The 19,020-nt window shown below is 45.6% G+C and carries 16 protein-coding genes; 8 read left to right on the top strand and 8 right to left on the bottom strand.

The genetic code is table 11. From position 1 onward, the window contains the following. The first annotated feature begins 52 nt into the window (after positions 1-52). From dksA to panC, 6 genes are all read left to right on the top strand, one after another. Entirely contained in the window at positions 53-499 is a 447-nt protein-coding gene (gene dksA / locus IRQ95_RS16675) for an RNA polymerase-binding protein DksA (protein ID WP_075649367.1), read from the top strand. Between the two features lie 82 nt (positions 500-581). Beyond that, complete coding sequence (gene gluQRS / locus IRQ95_RS16680; protein ID WP_194437981.1) at positions 582-1,469, top strand: tRNA glutamyl-Q(34) synthetase GluQRS; 888 nt, start codon at positions 582-584, stop codon at positions 1,467-1,469. Positions 1,470-1,556: 87 nt separating this feature from the next. Then, positions 1,557-2,930: a polynucleotide adenylyltransferase PcnB gene (pcnB, locus tag IRQ95_RS16685; RefSeq protein WP_194437982.1), complete on the top strand. Its 1,374-nt coding sequence runs from the start codon at positions 1,557-1,559 to the stop codon at positions 2,928-2,930. After that, positions 2,927-3,412: a 2-amino-4-hydroxy-6-hydroxymethyldihydropteridine diphosphokinase gene (folK, locus tag IRQ95_RS16690; protein ID WP_194437983.1), complete on the top strand. Its 486-nt coding sequence runs from the start codon at positions 2,927-2,929 to the stop codon at positions 3,410-3,412. The genes pcnB and folK overlap by 4 nt, the downstream gene beginning before the upstream one ends. Before the next feature lie 23 nt (positions 3,413-3,435). Beyond that, positions 3,436-4,230, top strand: a complete 795-nt coding sequence (gene panB, locus IRQ95_RS16695; protein WP_194437984.1) for a 3-methyl-2-oxobutanoate hydroxymethyltransferase — start codon at positions 3,436-3,438, stop codon at positions 4,228-4,230. A gap of 11 nt (positions 4,231-4,241) precedes the next feature. Beyond that, positions 4,242-5,123, top strand: a complete 882-nt coding sequence (panC, locus tag IRQ95_RS16700) for a pantoate--beta-alanine ligase (RefSeq protein WP_194437985.1) — start codon at positions 4,242-4,244, stop codon at positions 5,121-5,123. 224 nt (positions 5,124-5,347) lie between these two features. On the opposite strand, the gene IRQ95_RS16705 is transcribed toward panC, so the two are convergent. From IRQ95_RS16705 to IRQ95_RS16715, 3 genes are all read right to left on the bottom strand, one after another. Continuing rightward, positions 5,348-6,118 (bottom strand): ABC transporter permease, encoded by a 771-nt coding sequence (locus IRQ95_RS16705; RefSeq protein ID WP_194437987.1) that lies wholly within the window; start codon positions 6,116-6,118, stop codon positions 5,348-5,350. After that, the gene (locus IRQ95_RS16710; protein WP_194437989.1) at positions 6,118-7,044 is read right to left on the bottom strand and encodes an ABC transporter ATP-binding protein; all 927 of its coding nucleotides are present in this window, start codon (positions 7,042-7,044) and stop codon (positions 6,118-6,120) included. Before IRQ95_RS16710 ends, IRQ95_RS16705 begins: the two co-directional genes overlap by 1 nt. Before the next feature lie 200 nt (positions 7,045-7,244). Further along, positions 7,245-8,915 carry a SulP family inorganic anion transporter gene (locus IRQ95_RS16715; protein WP_194438028.1) on the bottom strand — a complete coding sequence of 557 codons (1,671 nt, stop codon included), beginning with the start codon at positions 8,913-8,915 and terminating at the stop codon, positions 7,245-7,247. 245 nt (positions 8,916-9,160) lie between these two features. On the opposite strand from IRQ95_RS16715, the gene can reads away from it, so the two are divergent. Beyond that, positions 9,161-9,829: a carbonate dehydratase gene (gene can / locus IRQ95_RS16720; RefSeq protein WP_194437990.1), complete on the top strand. Its 669-nt coding sequence runs from the start codon at positions 9,161-9,163 to the stop codon at positions 9,827-9,829. A 65-nt stretch (positions 9,830-9,894) separates the two neighbouring features. Here the strand turns inward: can and hpt are convergent, their stop codons facing one another. Continuing rightward, positions 9,895-10,425: a hypoxanthine phosphoribosyltransferase gene (gene hpt / locus IRQ95_RS16725; protein WP_194437992.1), complete on the bottom strand. Its 531-nt coding sequence runs from the start codon at positions 10,423-10,425 to the stop codon at positions 9,895-9,897. 391 nt (positions 10,426-10,816) lie between these two features. Here hpt and IRQ95_RS16730 point away from each other — a divergent pair, with 391 nt between their 5' ends. Next, the gene (locus IRQ95_RS16730; RefSeq protein WP_194437993.1) at positions 10,817-11,431 is read left to right on the top strand and encodes a LuxR/HapR/OpaR family quorum-sensing transcriptional regulator; all 615 of its coding nucleotides are present in this window, start codon (positions 10,817-10,819) and stop codon (positions 11,429-11,431) included. Positions 11,432-11,773: 342 nt separating this feature from the next. On the opposite strand, the gene lpdA is transcribed toward IRQ95_RS16730, so the two are convergent. From lpdA to pdhR, 4 genes are all read right to left on the bottom strand, one after another. Then, entirely contained in the window at positions 11,774-13,204 is a 1,431-nt protein-coding gene (gene lpdA / locus IRQ95_RS16735) for a dihydrolipoyl dehydrogenase (protein WP_194437995.1), read from the bottom strand. 267 nt (positions 13,205-13,471) lie between these two features. Continuing rightward, positions 13,472-15,394, bottom strand: coding sequence for a pyruvate dehydrogenase complex dihydrolipoyllysine-residue acetyltransferase (gene aceF, locus IRQ95_RS16740; protein WP_194437997.1), 1,923 nt, complete (start codon positions 15,392-15,394; stop codon positions 13,472-13,474). A gap of 30 nt (positions 15,395-15,424) precedes the next feature. Next, on the bottom strand, positions 15,425-18,088 hold the full coding sequence (aceE, locus tag IRQ95_RS16745; protein WP_194437999.1) for a pyruvate dehydrogenase (acetyl-transferring), homodimeric type: 2,664 nt from the start codon (positions 18,086-18,088) through the stop codon (positions 15,425-15,427). 49 nt (positions 18,089-18,137) lie between these two features. Beyond that, complete coding sequence (gene pdhR / locus IRQ95_RS16750; RefSeq protein WP_194438001.1) at positions 18,138-18,905, bottom strand: pyruvate dehydrogenase complex transcriptional repressor PdhR; 768 nt, start codon at positions 18,903-18,905, stop codon at positions 18,138-18,140. Positions 18,906-19,020: the final 115 nt, after the last annotated feature.

Genomic DNA, 19,020 nt, shown 5'->3' on the forward strand with positions numbered 1-19,020 from the left:
GCCTTAAATTAGCTGCTCAAGCAGTTGACTAGGTGTTAGTAGGAGATGCTGCATGCCAGAATCGAAGAAAAAAGCGCTAGGCATCCTAGCCATTGCAGGTGTTGAACCATATCAAGAAAAGCCAGGTGAAGAGTACATGTCACCTGAGCAAATGGATCACTTTAGAAAGATTTTATCAGCTTGGCGCAACCAGCTACGCGAAGAAGTAGACCGTACTGTGCACCACATGCAAGATGAAGCGGCAAACTTCCCGGATCCAGTTGACCGTGCTTCTCAGGAAGAAGAATTCAGCCTAGAACTGCGCAACCGTGACCGTGAACGTCGTCTAATCAAGAAAATCGAAAAAACATTAAACAAATTGGATGATGATGATTTCGGTTTTTGTGAGTCTTGCGGTGTTGAGATCGGCATTCGTCGCCTAGAAGCGCGTCCAACTGCCGATCTATGTATCGACTGTAAAACTCTTGCAGAGATCAAAGAGAGACAGATGCAAGGTTAATTCTTTGCTGATGACTATTGAAAAGGGAGCGTATATGCTCCCTTTTTGGTTTCCTTAATTCCACTTTACCCTCGGTTCAACTATGTACATCGGTCGTTTCGCTCCTTCACCTTCCGGTCCTTTACACTTTGGCTCTCTTATTGCCGCCTTGGGCAGTTATTTTCAAGCTAAGGCGAATCAAGGCCAATGGCTCGTTCGCATTGAAGATATTGACCCTCCGCGAGAAATGGAAGGCGCTGCCGATTTAATTCTGCGTACCTTAGAAGCGTATCAACTCGAGTGGGATGGTGAAGTGGTCTATCAAAGCCAGCGCCATCATCTCTACCAACAGCAAATTGATGCTTGGCTGGCGTCAGGACAAGCTTATTACTGTCAATGCACGCGTAAAGAGATCAAAGAAAGCGGTGGTTACTACTTAGGCACTTGTCGAGAAAAACAGCTTACTAATGACAACCCAAGCGCGACTCGGCTGCGTATGACAGAACCGGTCTACGAATTTATCGATCAAAAGCATGGGTTGTTAAAAATACCTCAAGCGCTGGCTGATGAAGATTTTATTATCAAACGTCGGGACGGCTTATTCGCTTATAACCTTGCAGTAGTATTAGACGATATCGACCAAGGTGTCACCGAAGTGGTCCGCGGTGCCGATCTCATTGAGCCGACAGGGCGTCAAATCAGTTTATACAAAATGATGGGTAAACAACCCATTAGCTACTTGCACCTCCCTTTAGCCATGGGAGACAACGGGCAGAAGCTCTCAAAGCAAAACCACGCTCCGACGATAGATAATCTCAACCCTAAACCTGCACTTTTAGAAGCGATGCATTTCTTAGGTTTTAAACTCAATCGTGATATTGAAGCGGCAAATTTGGCCGAAATCATCCATTGGGGCGTACAAAATTGGCAAATTTGCCAGCTACCAAACACTACCGAGATCACACCGAGATTCTCAAAACGCGCTCGGTAAGCTATCATTAGCCGCAAATTCGCCCTAAGGCCTCAGAATTTAGATGGAAGCATAGCTGGTTTAACCACCGCATTTTGCTAAAAGCACATGAATAGAAACGACAATACACCAAGCGAGCTAATTAGCTTTCCGGAGCTTTCGCTCAACATTCTAACTCGCCAAGAGCACAATATTTCGCGTAAACAGATCAGCGATAATGCGCTGAAGGTCCTTTACCGACTTCATGGTGCAGGCTTCGATGCCTATCTGGTAGGAGGCGGTGTACGCGATCTATTGCTAGGGCAAAACCCGAAAGATTTTGATATTGCGACTAACGCAACCCCAGAGCAGATTCGTCAGCTTTTTAAAAACTGTCGTCTAATTGGTCGTCGCTTCCGCTTAGCGCACATTATGTTTGGCCGCGATATCATCGAAGTGGCAACCTTCCGTGGTCATCACCAAGAGCCAAACAAAAACGTCTCTCAGCAATCGAAAGAAGGCATGCTGCTGCGTGATAACGTGTATGGCACGATTGATGAAGACGCGGAACGCCGTGATTTCACAATCAATGCGATGTACTACAACATCGGCAACTATGCGATTCACGATTACGCTGGCGGCGTTGAAGACCTTGAAGATAAGTTGATTCGTCTAATTGGCGATCCTGAGACTCGCTATCGCGAAGATCCTGTACGCATGCTGCGTGCGATTCGCTTTGCCGTCAAACTCGACTTTGATATCGAAGAAGACACCGCAGCACCAATTGAAGAGCTTTCTCATCTATTGAAAGAAATCCCTGCTGCGCGTCTGTACGAAGAATCACTAAAGATGCTACAAAGTGGCTATGGATTAGAAACTTACCATTTAATGCGTGAGTATAATCTCTTCCAACAGCTATTCCCGTCAGTCTCTGAGTTTTTCACTGACAGCTACGACTCAAAAGCGGAGCAGATGTTGGATCTTGTTTTGGATTCAACCGATCAGCGCGTTGAAGAAGGTAAACGTATTAACCCTGCGTTTATGTTCGCTGCAATGCTTTGGTATCCGCTACAAGCGAAAGCGGATGAGTTAATGGAATCTCGCAATCTATGTCATTACGATGCGGTAATGGAAGCGAGCAACGACATTCTTGATGATCAAGTGCGTACCATTGCTATTCCACGTCGCCACACAGCAACTATTCGCGAGATTTGGCAACTTCAAATGCGCCTACCTCGTCGTAATGGCAAACGCGCATTCCGTTTGATGGAGCTGAATAAGTTCCGTGCTGGTTTCGATTTCCTTGAAATGCGTGGTGAGATTGAAGGTGATGAGACGGAGCTATTGGCTAAATGGTGGCACACTTTCCAAAATGCGGGCCGCAACATGCGCCAAGCGATGGTTAATGATTTAGATGATGCGGCACCAAGCCGTCCAAATTCTCGTCGTCGCAAGCCAAATAATAAAAAGCGCAATTTCCGTAAGAGTAAAAGCGAATCATGATTACTGCCTACATTGCTGTCGGCAGCAATCTAGCTGATCCCGTTACTCAAGCGAATGCTGCCATTGACGCATTAAAGTTGCTACCGAGCTCTGAGTTTATGCAAGCGTCTCAGCTGTACAGTAGTACACCGATGGGACCACAAGATCAGCCGGACTACATTAATGCGGTCGTGGCGATCAAAACCGAATTAACGCCACTTGAACTGCTGGATTGCACTCAAGCCATTGAGCTAGAGCAAGGGCGTGTCCGTAAAGATGAGCGATGGGGCCCAAGAACCCTTGACTTAGATATTATTCTTTACGGCAATGAAGTGATCGATTCCGAGCGTTTAACGGTCCCACATTACGGGATGCGTGAAAGAGAATTTGTTCTCTATCCGCTGGCGGAAATCGCACCTAATTTAACTCTCCCTGATGGGACTGAGCTTACGCAGTTACTTAACCAAGTCGATCGCAATGGGCTCAGCGTGTGGCAGTCATAGCCAGATCCTAGTAAGGAAAAAAAATGAAAAAAATTACCATCAACGACCTAATGAAGTGGAAACAAGAAGGTCGTAAATTCGCTTCTTCTACTGCGTACGATGCAAGCTTTGCACAACTTTTTGAGCAACAAGAAATGCCGGTACTACTTGTTGGTGACTCGCTAGGCATGGTTTTGCAAGGCGAATCAAGCACGCTACCAGTAACCGTTGACGAAATCGCTTACCACACGCGCTGCGTGCGCGCAGGCAGCCCAAACTGTCTACTTATGGCTGACATGCCATTTATGAGCTACGCAACGCCTGAGCAAGCTTGTGAGAACGCAGGCAAGCTAATGCGCGCGGGTGCGAACATGGTAAAAATCGAAGGTGGCGACTGGCTAGTTGACACTGTGAAAATGCTCACCGAGCGTGCAGTACCTGTTTGTGCACACTTAGGCCTAACACCTCAGTCGGTTAACATTTTCGGTGGTTTCAAAGTTCAAGGTCGCGAGCAAGATAAAGCGGATCGTATGGTTCGTGACGCACTCGCTCTACAAGAAGCGGGCGCACAGATCGTATTGCTAGAGTGTGTACCAGCTGATCTTGCCGCGCGCATTACTGAAGTATTGGATGTGCCTGTTATTGGTATCGGTACGGGTAATGTGACTGATGGTCAAATCCTAGTAATGCACGATATGTTCGGTATTGCGGCGAACTACATGCCAAAATTCTCGAAAAATTTCCTTGCTGAAACGGGCGATATGCGCACAGCAGTGACTAAATACATTCAAGATGTGGAAACTGGCGCCTTCCCTGACGAAGCTCATACGATTGCCTAGAGGAGTTGAGCATGCAAACATTTACTGATATTTCAGCTCTCCGTGAGCAGATCAAACAGTACAAGCGCGACGGACGCAAAGTTGCTTTCGTACCAACTATGGGTAACCTTCATGAAGGTCACCTAACTTTAGTGCGTAAAGCTCGTGAACACGCGGATATCGTGGTGGTCAGCATCTTTGTTAACCCAATGCAGTTTGAACGTGCCGACGACCTAAATAACTACCCTCGTACTCTTGAAGATGATCTAAGCAAACTCAATGGCGAAGGTGTAGAGCTAGTCTTCACTCCAACTCCAGAAGTTATTTATCCTGAAGGTCTAGACAAGCAAACTTTTGTCGAAGTCCCAGGACTTTCAAGCATGCTTGAAGGTGCTTCGCGTCCTGGTCACTTCCGTGGTGTTTCGACCATAGTGACTAAGCTATTCAACATCGTACAGCCTGAAGTGGCATGCTTTGGTGAGAAAGACTTCCAACAGCTAGCAATCATCCGCAAGATGGTGGAAGACATGGCGATGGACATCGAAATCATTGGCGTACCGACAGTACGTGAAATGGATGGTCTTGCGATGAGCTCTCGCAACGGTTTATTGACTCTTGATGAGCGCCAACGTGCCCCAGTTTTAGCACGCACTATGCGTTGGATTAGCAGTACTATCCGCGGCGGTCGCGATGATTACGCATCTATCATTGAAGATGCGAGCGATCAGCTACGAGCAGCGGGCTTACAGCCAGATGAGATCTTTATTCGTGATGCGCGCACGCTACAAACCATTACCGCAGAAACGACACAAGCAGTGATCTTGATGTCGGCTTTCCTAGGTAAAGCACGTCTTATCGACAACCAAACCGTTGATATGACGACAGAGGCTGCAGAAGAAAGCTCGGAAGGTTAAGAGCGAAAAACGAGCGTTTAGAGCGCTTCGCTTAGAGAACAAAAAAGGTTGGCAGATGCCAACCTTTTTTTTCGAGAACGCTTCGCTACGGATAACGGATAACGGATAACGGATAAGATATTACTCTCACCTTCCGTCGTAAAACAAACTTGCTCAACGCTGCGTAAGCGCAGCGTTCCGTAACGAAGTGTTCCCACATCCGTAGCGCAGCGTTCCGCAACCCGCTACGAACGTAATCCTATCCCTTTGGTCACCAAATAGTGAGCAACCCCATACAGTGCCACAATAAATACCATCGGTACGGCAAATGACATACCGATGCCCACATCGGAAACCCCTAAGAAGCCATAACGGAAAGCATTGACCATATAGACGATTGGGTTGATTTTCGATACACCTTGCCAAAACTCTGGTAGCAAGCTGATCGAGTAGAACACCCCGCCTAGGTAAGTCAGTGGTGTTAAAACAAAGGTGGGAATAATCGAAATATCATCAAACGTGCGCGCAAACACCGCATTGATTAAACCGCCCAGCGAGAACACCACTGAAGTCATAAACACCGTGGCAATGATGATTCCCCAATGCTCAACTTGCAGGTCAACAAACAGCAACGAAACGAAAGTGACGATGGTACCAACCAGTAAGCCACGTACGACGCCGCCCATAACAAAACCTAAAATGATGACGTAGTTAGGCACTGGCGCGACCAATAGCTCTTCGATATTACGCTGGAACTTAGAGCTAAAAAATGACGAAGCGACGTTTGAATATGAGTTGGTGATCACCGACATCATGATCAAGCCCGGCACAATATATTCCATGTAGCTAAAGCCATTCATTTCACCAATTCGCGAGCCAATTAAGCTACCGAAAATAATGAAGTAGAGCGTCATGGTGATCGCGGGCGGAACTAGAGTTTGCACCCAAATACGAGTAAAGCGATTGACCTCTTTGGTCAATAGGCTGCAAAAGGCGGTCCAATATAGTTGATACATTAGCCTTCACCTCGCGTTTGTTGCTGAACAATGCTAACAAACAGCTCTTCCAAACGGTTCGCTTTGTTACGCATCGACATCACTTGAATACCACTTTGAGTTAGCTGACTGAACACCGGATTAAGACCTTGCGTCTTCTCTACTTCAATCTCTAGCGAGCCATTAACCAAACGTTGCGATACCACGCTTTCAAGTTGTGGTACGTCACCCTCGCCTTCAATATCAAGAATAAAAGTCTCAACATGCAGTTTTGCCAGTAACGACTTCATCGAGGTATTTTCAATTAGCTCACCACGGTTAATAATGCCGATATTGCGACACAACATTTCCGCTTCTTCTAGGTAATGAGTGGTCAAGATAATCGTGATCCCCTGCTCTTGGTTAATCTCTTTGAGAAACTCCCACATTGAGCGACGCAACTCGATATCGACCCCAGCTGTGGGTTCATCGAGAATCAATAACTGCGGCTCGTGCATCAGAGCACGTGCAATCATCAAGCGGCGCTTCATACCACCAGAAAGGTTACGTGCGCGCTCTTTGCGCTTTTCCCACAAATCGAGCTTGGTTAAGTACTTCTCAGCACGCTCTTTAGCCAGCGATTTTGACACACCATAATAGCCAGCTTGCTGCATTACGATCTGTTCAACCGTTTCAAACTGGTTGAAGTTAAACTCTTGTGGCACCAAACCTAGATTTTGCTTCGCGAGTTCAAGGTCGCTATCAATATCAAAGCCGAACACTTTGACCTTACCGGAAGTTTTGTTGACCAGCGATGAGATGACACCAATGGTGGTTGATTTACCTGCCCCGTTGGGTCCAAGTAGTGCGTAGAAGTCCCCTTTTTCAACATTGAGGCTGATTCCTTTTAGCGCCTCAAAACCGCCTGCATAAGTCTTACGCAGTTGATCTATTTCTAGTGCGTACATAGCTTCTCATTCTTTCTGCGTCGCAGTGTTTTGTACCGCGGCTGATTTTATCAATTGCATTAAGTCTATCGTCGAGTGACGATGATTACAATTAAACCTTTCGATTTTTTTCGAAATATTATCGTCGATGGTTGTGACTTAACGAAATAAACAAAAACGCCGTGAGCATAAACCCACGGCGTTCAACAGCATCGCTTTACTTAAATTGAATAAACGGGCTCATCACTTCCTTCAACCTGCTTGGTTGCAGCTCGCAACGCTTCATAACGGAATGAGTAGGTATTTTCTATCGGCACTAAATCGAGAATATGGAACTTCTCAAGTTGCTGCCATATCTGCTTGTTAGGACACAGCAAGTACACCGCACAATTAGCATCCAACGCATCGTTAATTGCGTTTTCCAACGCGATACCAACGGTGACATCAATCATAGGCACATCGGTCAAATCGAGGATCATCGCTTCGTAATCGGCAATACTGGTATGCTGACGAGAAATCGCCTTAGAGACACTAAATATCATTGGCCCAGATAAGTAGAAGAACAAAACCTTGCCATTCGCTTGATCAAGTAAAGCTCGCTCCACTTCCGTTAGGGGTACATCATCCTCATCCGCATCACTGATCGCTTTTACATGACGCGATTGCACGCGACTTAGTCGCTCAATAATAATGATATTGGAAATAAATACGCCAAGGCCAACCGCAGCAATCAAGTCAACAAACACCGTCAGCATCATAACGCCGTACATGATCGCCATACCTTGCATACTGACCTTATGTGCACGTTGGATAAAGCTCCAATCTAGAATATTGAAACCCACATACACTGCGATACCTGCTAACACGGCCATTGGGATCGGCTCAGTTAAGCCACCAGCCACCAATACCACTAACGCCAGCATTAACGCACGGATCACACCAGATAGTGGCGAGCGCGCTCCAACTTGAATATTCGTTACCGTTCCCATCGTCGCACCTGCCCCTGGCAATGCACCAAATAAACCGGAGATCATATTCGCTAATCCCTGACCACGCAGTTCTTTGTCAGAATCATGCTCTTTACGGGTCAGTGAGTCGCCAATCACCGCCGTTAGCAAAGTATCGATACAGCCTAAGGTACCCAGTACTAAGGCATCGATAATCATAGTGGTAAACATCTCAGGATTAATATGCGGCATAACCAGCGACGGTAAACCCGCTGGGATTTCACCAATACGACGGATAGCATCGGTATCAAATAAAATCACAGAGAGTAATGTCACCGCCACTAAAGCGACTAACTGAGCCGGAACGAATTTACGGTATTTTTGCGGAAAGAAGAACAGAATGCCAAGGGTAAGAGCACCAAGCAAAAGCTCTGAAAATTTGATATTAGCGAGCAACTCCGGCAGAGCCTTGAGTGTACCAATCACACCGCCAGAAGGAGCGGCATGACCAAGCAGTGGCGAGATCTGTAGAATAATCAGGATAACCCCAATCCCTGACATAAATCCGGATATCACGCTATACGGCATTAACGTAACGTATTTACCGAGTTTTAGTGTTCCCAGTAAAATCTGAAAAGCGCCGGCCATCATCACCACGGTAAAAGTCATGGCCATGCCCGTTTCCGGGTACTTCGCCATCATGCTAGTCAGGACCGCTGTCATGATCACGGTCATCGGGCCGGTTGGCTCTGAAATCAGCGTCGACGAACCACCAAATAGTGCGGCAAATAAGCCCACCATGATCGCGCCCCAAAGACCTGCTTCTGCTCCCGCTCCTGAGGCGACACCAAAGGCTAATGCCAAAGGTAACGAGATTATCGCGGTGGTAACTCCACCAAATAGATCGCCTTTGAAGTTGATGTCTTTAAAACGCTCTCCGAACAACATATTGCTCCCTGTAATATGCGAAAAGATTTTAGTCACTGTAACAAATGTTTAGATTCACTTAAATGTGTTAACTGGCGCAAAACTTAGAGGAAATCGAGCCAAATGCCTTTTTCCCCGCCAAGTCTATGCGTTTTGCTACGATAACAAGTCAGATGAGTGCCTAAGAACGTATATTTAACGGGATCGATTTTGTAACATTGTGTATATTATCGCCTAGAAACTTTAGGGATATATGCACAACCATGCCGAAAATCAAACAGCTCTTTGATAACAACTCTAAGTGGTCGGAAGAAATTAAATCTGAACGACCGGAATATTTTGCTAAGCTTGCCGAAGGACAAAAGCCCGATTTTCTTTGGATTGGTTGCTCTGATAGTCGAGTCCCGGCGGAAAGACTGACTGGGCTCTTTTCCGGGGAGCTCTTTGTCCATCGCAATGTAGCCAACCTTGTCATTCACACCGATCTAAATTGCCTTTCTGTTGTCCAATACGCTGTCGACGTTCTCAAAGTAAAACACATCATTATTTGTGGCCACTACGGCTGTGGTGGTGTTAATGCCGCGATCGAAAATCCAAAACTCGGTTTGATTAATAACTGGTTACTCCACATTCGCGATATCTACTTCAAACATCGTTCTTACCTAGATCAAATGCCGGAGCAAGATAAGGCCGATAAATTGGCTGAACTCAACGTAGCTGAACAAGTGTACAACCTTGGCAACTCAACCATTATGCAAAATGCTTGGGAACGCGATCAGGAAGTCGAAATTCATGGCGTGGTCTATGGTATTGAAGATGGGCGTTTAGAATATTTAGGTATTCGCTCTCACTCAATCGAAACTGTTGAAGCGTCTTATCAAACAGCAATGGATAAGATTCTTAACCCAGATTACAAACTGCTTTGTCGCTAAGCTAGTTCAAGATAGTAAAAAACCCATCACTCATGATGGGTTTTTTTATTCATATGGCCTGAAAATTATTCCTGAGGAACAACTTTACCAATGAATGGTAGATGGCGGTACTTCTGCGCGTAGTCAATACCGACACCCACAACAAACTCGTCAGGAATTTCAAAACCGACCCACTTAACAGGAACGTTAACTTCGCGACGTGATGGTTTATCAAGTAATGTACAAATCTCAATAGATTTAGGTTCACGAAGCGACAGGATCTCTTTTACTTTCGCTAGAGTGTTACCAGTATCGATAATATCTTCTACCAGCAAAACATCTTTACCTTTGATGTCATCATCAAGGTCTTTAAGAATACGTACGTCACGCGAACTCTCCATGGTATTACCGTAGCTAGAAGCAGTCATAAAGTCGACTTGGTGAGTCAATTCAATACTACGCGCTAAATCTGCCATAAATACAAATGAGCCGCGTAATAGCCCCACCATCACAAGATCTTCACTACCTTGATAGTGTTCAGTGATTTGCTTACCTAGTTCGCGTACACGTTCCTGAACTTCCTGCTCAGAAATCATTACTTCTATTGTGTGTTTCATACCATTCTCGTTTGTCGTTTCAGTATTTGGCTAATAGTAGTCCAAACACTGACAATTTTTCGAACGCGTAGTTTAGCACCGCCATCGAGTAAGGAAAGACCATTACGAAAGAGTTTACATTGAGCCCAGTAAACAATATGACCTCTCGCACGTTACTAACAAATGTGATTATAAAATGTACTGAAAACATTGACCACGCCCATATGCACCATTACACTCATAAACGCGATACACAATTAACAAAATAATTAATAGGGCAAAGCCCAAACTACCTAAAAATCATGGTTTTACTTCTGGTGAATTACGTACTTTCAACTGAGACAGTTAGAAGTAAGTGCTGAGATGTAACTAACACATGGAAGGTATCAACTCTATTGGCAAGGAATAACTTATGGACTCAATTGCAAAAAGACCTAGAACTCGTCTTTCGCCCAAAAAGCGAAAACAACAACTCATGGATATCTCACTCGAGGTATTTGCACGCCGTGGAATTGGCCGTGGGGGTCATGCAGACATCGCTGAAATTGCACAAGTTTCAGTAGCAACGGTATTTAACTACTTCCCTACCAGAGAAGACTTAGTTGATGATGTGCTTAACTATGTTGTTCGTCAGTTTTCTAATTTCCTATCAGACAATATCGACCTTGATCTGCACGCAAAGGAAAATTTGGAAAACATCACTGGCTCAATGCTCGATCTTATCGCTCAAGATTGCGATTGGTTGAAAGTATGGTTTGAGTGGAGTGCATCAACTCGTGATGAGGTTTGGCCGCTATTTGTGAGTACCAACCGCACTAACCAACTTCTAGTGAAGAATATGTTTATCAAGGCTCAGGAACGTGGTGAAGTTTGTGATGAACATGACTCAGAAGACCTAGCAACTTTATTCCACGGCATTTGCTACTCACTGTTTGTTCAGGCAAACCGTAGTCGTGAACATAGCGAACTCGTCAAGCTAGCTGATAGTTACCTAAATATGTTGTGCATCTACAAGACCGCAGAGTAACACTTATTGTAATGACGAAAGCTGATGTGAAAACATCAGCTTTTTTTATACCAATCAGGACAAGTAAGTGGTCAGAAAATTGCGCAAGAAAAATCGCTTAGAACTAGGCGCAGATTGCCGCTAACTAGTTATTCTAATTACAAAATCTGCAACAACGTTATCAGCGATTTTAATCAGCAAGAATGATCAAAGACTCTATATATACTCAAAATAATTGGAGTTGCAGCTAGGCAACAAGTAAATTCAGCCCTATGAACATAGGCGTACTATGTGACTAGGGCGGCCGGCGAACCGGTGAAATTACGCAGTTAACGACGCTGCGGCTTCAAGTATGAAGAGTATTTACTTTTTCTTCTTCACAGCTTTCTTATTTGGCAGGTCAGTAATTGAACCTTCAAATACTTCAGCCGCTAGACCAACAGACTCGTGTAGCGTTGGGTGAGCGTGGATAGTTAGTGCGATATCTTCCGCATCACAACCCATCTCGATCGCTAGACCGATTTCACCTAGTAGTTCACCACCGTTAGTACCAACGATAGCACCACCAATAACACGGTGAGTCTCTTTATCAAAGATAAGCTTAGTCATACCGTCAGCGCAGTCAGATGCGATTGCACGACCTGAAGCTGCCCATGGGAATGTTGCTACTTCGTAGTTAATGCCTTCCGCTTTTGCTTCTTTCTCAGTCTTACCAACCCATGCCACTTCTGGCTCAGTGTAAGCGATTGAAGGAATAACTTTAGGGTCAAAGTAGTGCTTCTTACCAGAAATAACTTCTGCAGCTACGTGACCTTCATGCACACCTTTGTGCGCAAGCATTGGTTGACCAACGATGTCACCGATTGCAAAGATATGCGGTACGTTAGTACGCATTTGCTTATCAACGTTGATAAAGCCGCGCTCGTCCACTTCAACACCCGCTTTCTCACCATCGATCAACAGACCGTTTGGCACACGACCGATCGCTACTAGAACTGCATCGTAACGCTCAGCTTCTGCTGGCGCTTTCTTGCCTTCCATTGAAACGTAGATACCATCTTCTTTCGCTTCAACTGCAGTTACTTTAGTTTCTAGCATCAAGTTGAATTTCTTCTCGATGCGCTTAGTGAATACTTTAACGATGTCTTTATCCGCGGCAGGGATAACTTGGTCGAACATCTCAACCACATCAACTTTCGAACCTAGCGAGTGGTAAACCGTACCCATCTCTAGACCGATGATACCACCACCCATGATAAGAAGTTTTTCTGGTACTTCTTTTAGCTCAAGCGCGTCAGTTGAATCCCAAATACGTGGGTCTTCATGTGGGATAAATGGTAGTTTAATTGGACGAGAACCCGCCGCAACGATCGCATTGTCGAAGTTAACTACTGTAGATTCACCTTCGCCCTCAACTAGGATTGAGTTAGGACCAGTGAATTTACCGTAACCGTTAACCACTGTTACGTTACGCATTTTCGCCATACCAGCTAGACCGCCAGTCAGCTGATTAACAACTTTTTCTTTCCAGATACGGATTTTGCTGATGTCAGTTTGTGGCTCACCAAACACAACACCATGCTCAGCCATCGCTTTTGCTTCTTCGATAACTTTAGATACGTGCAGTAGTGCTTTTGATGGGATACAACCTACGTTAAGACATACACCACCAAGAGTGCTGTAACGCTCAACTAGAACGGTCTCTAGACCTAAGTCTGCACAACGGAATGCAGCAGAGTAACCAGCAGGACCAGAACCAAGTACAACAACTTGGGCTTTAATTTCTTTGCTCATTTTGACCTCTTGTAGTCATTATCCCTAACAGGCTGAATGGGTATTGATGTTATGTGTTCAAACTTTTTGCTTGTTTTAAACAGCTTTTCAGACCGTCAATATTTTACAGAGATGTTAACGATGTGAAAAGTAAATCAATTTAGCCTGTGAGCTAGACAGCAATTCGACCTTACATACTCACAGTTTGAGTAGGTATTTAATCCAATTGTCAGGTAATAGTGTTAATGGAGGCAGCAATAATGCCGCCTCTCGTTCGTCTTGTCTAAATTAAAGAACTAGACGACGGATGTCTGATAGCGCACCGTTTAGGAAAGTGATGAAACGCGCACCTTCCGCACCATCGATCACACGGTGGTCGTATGATAGAGATAGTGGCAGTTGTAGGCGAGGTTCAAACTCTTTACCGTTCCAAACTGGCTTCATTTCAGACTTAGACACACCAAGGATACCAACTTCTGGTGCATTTACGATTGGCGTAAATGCAGTACCGCCGATACCACCTAGGCTAGAGATAGTGAAACAGCCACCTTGCATGTCAGCCGCAGTCAGTTTACCTGAACGTGCTTTCTTCGATACTTCAGCAAGCTCACGAGATAGCTCGTAGATACCTTTCTTGTTCACGTCTTTAAATACAGGAACAACTAGACCGTTTGGCGTATCAACCGCAATACCTACATTCACGTATTTCTTCAGGATGATGCTTTCGCCATCTTCAGAAAGTGATGAGTTAAATGCAGGGAATGCTTCTAGTGCTTTCGCAACTGCTTTCATGATGAACACAAGTGGCGTGATCTTCATACCAGTGTCGTTCTTCGCTTCAATCGCGTTTTGCTCTTTACGGAATGCTTCTAGCTCCGTGATATCAGCATTATCCCACTGTGTAACGTGCGGGATCATTACCCAGTTACGATGTAGGTTCGCGCCTGAAATCTTCTTGATCTTAGAAAGAGGCTTAACTTCTGTCTCACCAAACTTGCTGAAATCAACTTTTGGCCATGGTAGTAGACCAAGAGCACTGCCGTCGCCTTTACCAGATGCTGCCGCACCAGATTCAAGACGCTTAAGCGCTTCTTTCACGTAGTTTTGAACGTCTTCTTTCAGGATACGGCTCTTACGACCAGAACCTTTAACCTTAGAAAGATTAACGCCAAACTCACGCGCTAGACGGCGAACCACTGGAGAAGCGTGAGCGTACTCGTTGTTCTCTTGGAAGTCGTTTGATGCCGGAGCTGCTACCGGAGCTTCAGCTTTTGGCGCTACTGTTGCTGGAGCTGCAGCTTGTGCTACTGGAGCTGCTGCTACTGGAGCCGAAACTGGCGCTGCACCCGCAACCGGAGTGCCGGCCACTTCAAATACCATGATTAGTGAGCCAGTTGACACTTTGTCGCCAGCTGCAATCTTGATCTCTTTAACGGTACCAGCAAATGGTGCTGGTACTTCCATTGAAGCTTTGTCGCCTTCAACAGTGATTAGAGATTGCTCTTCTTCTACTGTATCGCCAACTGCAACCATGATTTCGGTTACTTCAACTTCGTCGCCGCCGATATCTGGAACGTTCACTTCTTTAGAAGACGCCGCTACTGGAGCCGCTGCAGGAGCTGCTTCTGCTGCAACAGGAGCCGCTACTGCGCCTGAACCTGCTGTTTCGCTACCACCTACAGAGAAAACCATGATTAGTGAACCAGTCGATACTTTATCGCCTGCCGCTACTTTGATCTCTTTTAGTACGCCAGCGAATGGGGCTGGAACTTCCATAGAAGCCTTGTCGCCTTCTACAGTGATTAGAGATTGTTCTTCTTCGATGCTGTCGCCGATCGCTACCATGATTTCAGTAACTTCAACTTCATCACCGCCGATATCTGGAACATGAACTTCTTTTAATTCAGCCGCTGCTGCCGCTGCAGGCGCTGCTACTGGAGCTGCCTCTGCTGCTGGAGCAGGTGCTGCAGCTGCAGCACCCTCGGCTTCGAAAATCATGATTAGAGAACCGGTAGAAACCTTGTCGCCTTCAGCAACTTTGATTTCTTTCACGATACCAGCTTGAGAAGCTGGAACTTCCATAGAAGCCTTGTCGCCTTCTACAGTGATTAGAGACTGTTCTTCTTCAACCTTGTCGCCAACGCTTACAAGAATCTCAGTAACTTCAACCTCATCCGCACCGATGTCTGGTACATTAATTTCGATTGCCATTGCTTATCTACCTTTTACTTAAGCGTTGTCTTATGCGTATAGCGGGTTAGTTTTTTCAGTGTCGATGTCGAATTTCTTAATCGCTTCAACAACGACTGATTTCTCAACTTCACCACGTTTCATTAGTTCAGTTAGGGCTGCAACTACGACGTAACCTGCATTCACTTCGAAGTGACGACGTAGGTTGTCGCGGCTGTCTGAGCGACCAAAACCGTCAGTACCCAGTACTTTGTAAGACTCAGCAGGAACGAACGCGCGTACTTGCTCTGCGTAGTTCTTCATGTAGTCAGTCGCTGCGATAGCTGGCTCGCTGCCAAGTACTGTTGTGATGTAAGGTACTTTCGCTTCCGCTTCAGGGTGAAGCATGTTGAAGCGCTCTGCATCTTGACCGTCACGAGTTAGTTCGTTGAATGATGTTACTGAGTAAACATCAGACGCTACGCCGTAATCTTCGCTTAGGATTTGAGCTGCTTTACGTACTTCGTTCATGATAGTACCAGAGCTCATTAGCTGCACTTTCGCATTTGAACCTGCGTAAGTTTCTAGCTTGTAAATACCTTTACGGATGCCTTCTTCAGCGCCTTCTGGCATTGCTGGCATTGCGTAGTTTTCGTTCATTAGCGTTAGGTAGTAGAACACGTTCTCTGGGTTCTCACCGTACATGCGACGGATACCGTCTTGCATGATAACTGCTAGTTCGTATGCGAACGTTGGGTCGTAAGAAATACAGTTAGGAACCGTACCCGCCATGATGTGCGAGTGGCCATCTTCGTGCTGTAAACCTTCACCGTTTAGTGTTGTACGACCTGCAGTAGCACCTAGTAGGAAACCACGAGCTTGTTGGTCACCTGCCATCCATGCCATATCACCTACTCGTTGGAAACCAAACATTGAGTAGTAGATGTAGAATGGAATCATTGGTAGGTTGTTGGTGCTGTAAGATGTTGCAGCCGCTACCCAAGATGCCATTGAGCCTAGCTCGTTGATACCTTCTTGTAGAACTTGACCAGAAGTCGCTTCTTTGTAGTAAGACACTACGCCGCGGTCTTCTGGAGTGTATTCTTGACCGTGTGGGTTGTAGATACCAATCTGACGGAACAGACCTTCCATACCAAATGTACGTGCTTCGTCACAGATGATAGGAACGATGTTCTTACCAATTTGTTTGTTCTTAAGCAGGATGTTTAGCGTACGAACGTATGCCATCGTGGTTGAGATTTCACGCTTTTGCTCTTCAAGCAATGGTGCAAACTCTTCCAATTCAGGAATTTGGAATTCGCCCGTGAAGTTTGGCAGACGCTTAGGCGTGTAACCTAGTAATGCTTGACGACGACCGTGTAGGTAGTTGTATTCAGGCGTACCTTCTTCCAATGTTAGGTATGGAAGTTTTTTCATTTCTTCGTCTGAAATTAGATCTTGTAGACCTAGGCGATCACGTAGGTGTTGAACATGAGTCATGTCCATTTTCTTAACACCGTGCGCAATGTTCTTACCTTCTGCTGCGTCACCCATGCCGTAACCTTTGATGGTTTTCGCTAGGATTACAGTTGGTTTGCCTTGAGTCTCTTTCGCGTTGTTGAATGCCGCGAATAGTTTAGATGAATCGTGACCACCACGCTTAAGTGCGAAGATCTCGTCATCTGTCATGTCTGCTACAAGTGCCGCTGTTTCTGGGTACTTGCCAAAGAAGTGTTCACGTACGTAAGCACCATCTTTAGATTTGAACGTTTGGTAGTCGCCATCGATAGTCTCGTTCATAAGCTGTAGTAGCTTACCAGAGGTATCTTTTGCTAGTAGTGAATCCCAGTTGTTACCCCAGATTACTTTCACTACGTTCCAACCAGCACCTTTGAATAGACCTTCAAGTTCTTGAATGATCTTACCGTTACCCATTACAGGACCGTCTAGACGCTGTAGGTTACAGTTGATTAGGAAACATAGGTTGTCTAGCTTTTCACGAGCTGCAAACGATAGTGCACCGCGTGATTCTGGCTCATCCATCTCACCGTCGCCAAGGAAAGCGTATACACGTTGAGCTGAAGTGTCTTTAAGACCACGACCTTCTAGGTATTTTAGGAAACGAGCTTGGTAGATCGCAGAGATAGGACCAAGACCCATAGATACCGTAGGGAACTGCCAGAATTCAGGAAGCAGTTTAGGGTGTGGGTATGAAGGAATACCTTTACCATCCACTTCTTGACGGAAGTTGTCTAGTTGCTCTTCAGTTAGACGACCTTCAACGAAAGCACGAGAGTAGATCCCTGGAGAGATGTGACCTTGGTAGTAAACCAAGTCGCCGCCGTCTACGTCGTTCGCTGCGCGGAAGAAGTGGTTGAAACACACTTCGTAAAACGCTGCTGCTGACTGGTAAGAAGCCATGTGACCACCTAGGTCTAGGTCTTTCTTAGAAGCACGTAGAACGATCATGATTGCGTTCCAACGGATAATTGAACGAATACGACGCTCGAGCGTGGTGTCACCTGGGTAAGCCGGCTCTTGAGCGGCTGGAATCGTGTTGATGTAGTTAGTATTGATACCTGTTGGCATATCTACACCATCAAGACGTGCTTTCTCTAGAACGGTTTCTAGTAGAAATTGTGCACGCTCAACACCTTCTTCACGTACCACTGACTCAAGTGCTTCTAGCCAATCTTGAGTTTCCAGTGCATCTACGTCATGCTTCATATCAGACATGGCGATCTATCCTTCTGTTGGTTGGATCTACTGATTTAAGCAACAACTCTTATGAGTTGTTACCTTGCTGAATTCGACGCAGAGAGCGCTCTCGTCGAGACTCTTCACGAGTCAAATCCAACAATGTTTCTTCAATATAAGCTAAGTGTGAGTGAGACATTTCACGCGCCTTTTCTGGCTGACCTGAAACAATCGCATCCACGATATTAGCTCGGTGCTTACTTACTTTCTCCACCACCTCTTCACGGCGGTGTAGTAATTTTAAATTCTGTAGAATGTTCTGCTCGAGCAGAGGAGCAAGGCTTCGCACGATATGCAGCAACACCACGTTATGGGCTGCTTCTGTCAATGCAATAAGAAACTGCATCACCGCGGCGGCTTCTGCTTCAACATCTTGCTTTGCTTGTTCTGCGCTAATGTTCTCTAGCGCGGCTTGAATACGAGCAAAATCTTCATCGGTACCACGCAGTGCTGCAAAGTAAGCTGAAATGCCTTCCATCGCATGGCGCGACTCCAGTAAATCCAGCTGAGTTTCAGAGTGGCTAGACAATAAATTTAGCAGAGGATCGGAAAAACTCGTCCAAATCTTCTCACTGACAAACGTACCGCCACCCTGACGACGGGTTAGCAGTCGTTTTGCTTCTAGTCTCTGAATGGCTTCACGAATCGAAGGACGGGAAACATCGAACTGTTTAGCCAGCTCGCGCTCTGGTGGCAACTGCTGCCCCGGAGACAATGTTCCTTCTACAATCAACCTTTCAAGCTCTTGTTCAATAACATCAGAAAGCTTCGGCTGACGAATCCTTTGATAAGCCATACTTTTTATAGTTTTCTCTTTGCAGGTAATTGGTAATACCAATTTTCAATGGCGTAGAAATTAACATATCCACGCGGCAAGTTCCAGCCAAAAATTGATGTAAATCATAGAACGG

It is taken from the genome of Vibrio fluminensis, from assembly GCF_015278125.1.
Taxonomy (GTDB): Bacteria; Pseudomonadota; Gammaproteobacteria; order Enterobacterales; family Vibrionaceae; genus Vibrio; species Vibrio fluminensis.

What these genes read in the sequence shown, in the direction of transcription:
- dksA (WP_075649367.1), top strand. Translation starts at nt 53, where the DNA reads ATGCCAGAATCGAAGAAAAAAGCGCTAGGCATCCTAGCCATTGCAGGT.
- gluQRS (WP_194437981.1), top strand. Translation starts at nt 582, where the DNA reads ATGTACATCGGTCGTTTCGCTCCTTCACCTTCCGGTCCTTTACACTTT.
- pcnB (WP_194437982.1), top strand. Translation starts at nt 1,557, where the DNA reads ATGAATAGAAACGACAATACACCAAGCGAGCTAATTAGCTTTCCGGAG.
- folK (WP_194437983.1), top strand. Translation starts at nt 2,927, where the DNA reads ATGATTACTGCCTACATTGCTGTCGGCAGCAATCTAGCTGATCCCGTT.
- panB (WP_194437984.1), top strand. Translation starts at nt 3,436, where the DNA reads ATGAAAAAAATTACCATCAACGACCTAATGAAGTGGAAACAAGAAGGT.
- panC (WP_194437985.1), top strand. Translation starts at nt 4,242, where the DNA reads ATGCAAACATTTACTGATATTTCAGCTCTCCGTGAGCAGATCAAACAG.
- IRQ95_RS16705 (WP_194437987.1), bottom strand. Translation starts at nt 6,118, where the DNA reads ATGTATCAACTATATTGGACCGCCTTTTGCAGCCTATTGACCAAAGAG.
- IRQ95_RS16710 (WP_194437989.1), bottom strand. Translation starts at nt 7,044, where the DNA reads ATGTACGCACTAGAAATAGATCAACTGCGTAAGACTTATGCAGGCGGT.
- can (WP_194437990.1), top strand. Translation starts at nt 9,161, where the DNA reads ATGCCGAAAATCAAACAGCTCTTTGATAACAACTCTAAGTGGTCGGAA.
- hpt (WP_194437992.1), bottom strand. Translation starts at nt 10,425, where the DNA reads ATGAAACACACAATAGAAGTAATGATTTCTGAGCAGGAAGTTCAGGAA.
- IRQ95_RS16730 (WP_194437993.1), top strand. Translation starts at nt 10,817, where the DNA reads ATGGACTCAATTGCAAAAAGACCTAGAACTCGTCTTTCGCCCAAAAAG.
- lpdA (WP_194437995.1), bottom strand. Translation starts at nt 13,204, where the DNA reads ATGAGCAAAGAAATTAAAGCCCAAGTTGTTGTACTTGGTTCTGGTCCT.
- aceF (WP_194437997.1), bottom strand. Translation starts at nt 15,394, where the DNA reads ATGGCAATCGAAATTAATGTACCAGACATCGGTGCGGATGAGGTTGAA.
- aceE (WP_194437999.1), bottom strand. Translation starts at nt 18,088, where the DNA reads ATGTCTGATATGAAGCATGACGTAGATGCACTGGAAACTCAAGATTGG.
- pdhR (WP_194438001.1), bottom strand. Translation starts at nt 18,905, where the DNA reads ATGGCTTATCAAAGGATTCGTCAGCCGAAGCTTTCTGATGTTATTGAA.